This is a genomic window from Rhodothermales bacterium (assembly GCA_034439735.1).
Taxonomy (GTDB): domain Bacteria; phylum Bacteroidota; class Rhodothermia; order Rhodothermales; family JAHQVL01; genus JAWKNW01.
This window is the reverse complement of sequence record JAWXAX010000149.1, coordinates 1-3984: the sequence shown is the minus strand read 5'-3', so window position 1 is coordinate 3984 and position 3984 is coordinate 1. Positions and strand designations below refer to the sequence as shown.

Here is a 3984-nt window from a genome sequence, read left to right as displayed (position 1 = left end):
TCGCGGTGCTCCCCATGCAGGATGTGCTCGGTCTCCGCAGCGAAGGCCGGGTCAATACGCCGGGGACGGTCGGCGCCCCCAACTGGGGCTGGCGCTTCCGGCCAGAGCAGCTCACGCATGAGGCGGTGGAGCGGCTGAAGGAGCTGACGGCAGTGTATGGGAGGGGAGAGGGCGGTTCAGCCGTTTGAGTCGGCCCAGGCTACCTTATGGGCCGTTTCTTCCCGCGAACTGCCTTTGTATCGCTTGTCAGGATCGCGGCATTGATCCCACTGTCCTAAGCCCGGGCCAGATCGCTGTTCGCAGGGCCATTGATGACCTTGCCTAGTTTGTCGAAGCGCGAGCCGTGGCACGGGCAGTCCCATGTCTTTTCGGCAGGATTCCAATCGACGACGCACCCGAGGTGCGTGCATGCCGCTGAGAATGCATGCAGTTTCCCCTTCCCATCGCGGTATACGGCCACCTTCTTCAACCCCCGGCTAAGCACGGCCCCGCTGTCCCTGGCCACTTCGTCCTCGGAACGCACGTCCCCGTCCGCGAGCCAGTCGGAATACTGTGAGGCCATGTTGAGCGTTTCCCGGACATATTCGCCCGCGGCGCGGAGCGTCTTGCGGGATGGATCGTAGAGGGTCTCCCATGGGTTCGCCCTGCCCATGATCAGGTCCGTCAGGAGCATGCCGGCAATCGTGCCATGCGTCATCCCCATGCCGGAATCGCCCGTCACGATGAAGACATTGTTATCGTCCAGAGGATTCCGGCCGATGAACGCAAGGCCATCGATGGTTTCCATGACCTGGCCGGCCCAGGTGAACTCGACCTGTTCGATAAAAGGAAAACGCTCGCGAGTCCAGCCCTCCAACCGGGCATGGCGTTCCTGTGTATCGTCGGCCTGGCCCGTCTTGTGATCCTCCCCGCCAACAATCAGGATATCATGCTCGCCGCTGCCTACTGCCTCGGCATCACCGTCCACAACGTTATGGAGTCGGATGTAATGGTACGGGTCCCCGGTATCCCAATACAGCGCCTTCGTTACAGAGCCGCGCGGCACGCGCGCCCCGATCACATAGGACATGTAGGGCGCCTGTTTGGTGTGGATGACGAGCAGGTCGTTGACGGGCGCATTCGTGGCGACCACGATCGCGGCGGCGGTTACGATGTGGCTGCCGGCCTTGACCCGGGCGGTGGAGCCGCCACTGATCTTGTCGGCGTGGGTCTGGGTGAAGATGCGACCGCCATCGCGCTGGATCGCTCGGGCCAGGGCCGCCAGGTATTTCAGCGGGTGGAACTGCGCCTGGCGAGGGAAGCGCAGGCAAGGCCCCGTGTCGAAGGATTGTAACGGGGCGCGGCTCACCCGGGTCACGTCTCGGAGACCCGCCCGATGCGCAGCGGCCATCTCGCGGTCGAGAACCTTCTCGTCCTCGCCGGACGCGAGGAAAAGGTAACCGTCGAGCCGCTCGAAATCGCAGGCGATCTGTTCTTCCCTGACGATAGCTTCAATGCGGTCGATGGCGGCCGCATGACTCTGCGCCGCGAGGCGTGCGCCGTTTTCGCCATGCAGACGCTCGATCTCGAAGTAGCGATCATCCAGGGCATTAGACAGATGGGCGGTCGTGACCGCGGTCATGCCGCCGGCCAGAGGCCCATCGTCGAGGATGACCACGGACTTACCCGCTCTGGTGAGCAGGTAGGCGGTGCTCAGGCCGGCAATGCCGGCGCCGACTATGCAGACGTCTGCGTGGATGTCCTCACGCAGGGGGGAATAGGTCGGCATCTCCGCCGTAGCCACCCAGAGGGATCGGTCCCGTGCGGACCCCGTTTTGATTGGATTGTGCATGTTAGCGACCTGGTATGAGGTGGGTGGTCGTTCTGGCAGCTTATAGGCCCAATTCAGTGCCCAGATTTCGCTGATGTCGCGGGGCCGAGCCAGAACTAACCGACGCGAGAGGTCAAAGGCGTCGGAATTGAATTCGTGGGCCGTTCAGCACGTACGTCAGTTCCCGGTCTGATCGAGCGCTGCCCGTAATCCCTGCGCCAGACGGTCGGCAGGCCCTGTTCCCCAGTAGTGCAAAAAGAAAACGCGCGGCTCTTCATGCACCATATGATTATGGACGGCCACGACTTCGATTCCGTGTTTCACGAGCGCCTCGATCACGGAAGCTACTTCGCTGTCGAGCATCACAAAATCCCCGGCAACCGCTGCGCGTTCACGCGTGCCTTGCCAGGCGGCCCACGTGTTGAAGCCCATGAAAGTGCTCACGGATACCCCATGATGCATAAGAGCCACATCCGGCCGGCCGATGGTGACTTTGTAAACGCCCTGGTTCATTTCACCCTTGTGCCCGAGCACCCGAGCGATCTCGGTTGTATCGAGGGTAGTCTCTACGGATGAGGCTTCCGCTTGTGCTGGATCTCCACCCCGCAGTTCGGCAACTCGGTCCAGGACGGCCTTTACGCCGCTGGCCAGCTCCTTTTCGGGACCCATGCCGCCGATGTGCATAAACGTGACCGCAGGCGTATCACGGACGAAGTGACGGTGTAGTCCGGTAATAGTCAGGCCCTTCTCGATGAGTACCTGCTGAACGGCACCGAGCTCGCTTTCCTTCATGATGATATCGCCCATTACCACAGCACCTCCCTCGGCCGGCGTGAAGGCGGCCCACGTGGCCATCCCCATCGGAGGGATAATCGAGAAGCCGTCTACAGTCACCTGCAAGTCGTTCTGTGGCACCGTCACCTTGTACTCCCCGTTCTGTTCGGTCCCTTTTATGCCGAGTATATTCTTTAAAGCCGCAATATCGAGCGATTCACTCGACCCTACTGTTGGCCTTTCCTGAGCGATACTCGGGTCTGGACATGCAATCAAGAGGAATCCGATGGCTGCCCCGAGTGTAAACATTTGCTTATACATAAGTTATCCTCAAAGACCTGTCGCGCTTGCGTAAGGTCAATCGTTTGAAAATGAGACAATGGCATGTACTCTGTAGATTTTGCCAATTGCTTTTGGTCACCAGAGCCGGCACGAATTAATAGCGACAGGCCAGCTCTTTCGTTAATAGGCTACCGTTTCCCGGGTTTGGGATCATACCGCCCAAAGGGCCCGTGATGGTGAAACGAAGCGTTTCTGTATCAAACTACCCGCCCGAATCGGCCGAACAACAAGCTACTAGCCTCGTCCGCAACTCCTGGAAAAACGAAGCTTCTCTTTCTGAGCGCCTACCCCGTCTGCGATTTGACCCTCTGCCCGCGGAATGCCGGGAATATCAGGTGTACCAGCCAGGGAGGCGCAAGACATACGAAGATCGCCCCACGACAAGCCGATGCATGAATCCGGCGTACGATCAACATCCGCCGGCAAAAAACCCAGTCGCCCAGTCGTTATACAATTACTTAAAGAAGTGATGAAGGCCGCAGTTCCCCGGAGAAGCCATACATAGCCGCGTTCATGATAGTCCAGGTTGTAGAGATGCCCCTGTGGGGGGTTCCTGACGGCGGTGTAAGGAAGGTGCCGGCTTCGATTAACCCGCGTTACTCATACCGCAGGCTCTTGACCGGATCGGCCAGGGCATATTTGATCGAATGATAGCTCACAGTCGCCAGGACAATGAGTAGGACGATCGCCCCGGTAAAAAGAAAGACCTCGGGGCCGATATCGATGCGGTAGGCGAAACCGTCGAGCCAGCGCTTCATGGCGAAGTACGCCAGCGGTGTGGCCACGAGAAAGGCCAGTCCGACGAGCATGACGAATTCCATCGAGAGCAGGGCAACCAGACTGGAAATCGAAGCGCCCAGCACCTTCCGCACGCCGATCTCCTTCGTCCGTTGCGACGCGGTATAGGACACCAGACCAAAAAGGCCCATACATGCGATGATCATCGCCATGCCGGCAAAGCCCGCCTGTTCGAGGTGCTCGAGAGCCGGCTCGGCGAACTGCCCGTCGTCGCCGAAAACCTGGGCGTCATCACCCCCGGCGTGGTCGCGCTCATGGAG

The 3984-nt window shown here is 59.9% G+C and carries 4 protein-coding genes; 1 reads left to right on the top strand and 3 read right to left on the bottom strand.

Annotated elements, in window-relative coordinates:
* The coding region (locus SH809_11505) for a 4-alpha-glucanotransferase (protein MDZ4700324.1) at positions 1 to 188 on the top strand (188 nt) is incomplete at its 5' end.
* 86 nt (positions 189 to 274) lie between these two features.
* Here SH809_11505 and SH809_11500 read toward each other — a convergent pair.
* The 3 genes from SH809_11500 to SH809_11490 form a co-directional block, all read right to left on the bottom strand.
* Entirely contained in the window at positions 275 to 1831 is a 1557-nt protein-coding gene (locus tag SH809_11500) for an FAD-dependent oxidoreductase (GenBank protein ID MDZ4700323.1), read from the bottom strand.
* 156 nt (positions 1832 to 1987) lie between these two features.
* The gene (locus tag SH809_11495) at positions 1988 to 2905 is read right to left on the bottom strand and encodes a DUF1259 domain-containing protein (protein MDZ4700322.1); all 918 of its coding nucleotides are present in this window, start codon (positions 2903 to 2905) and stop codon (positions 1988 to 1990) included.
* A 617-nt stretch (positions 2906 to 3522) separates the two neighbouring features.
* The coding region (locus SH809_11490; protein MDZ4700321.1) for an FtsX-like permease family protein at positions 3523 to 3984 on the bottom strand (462 nt) is incomplete at its 5' end.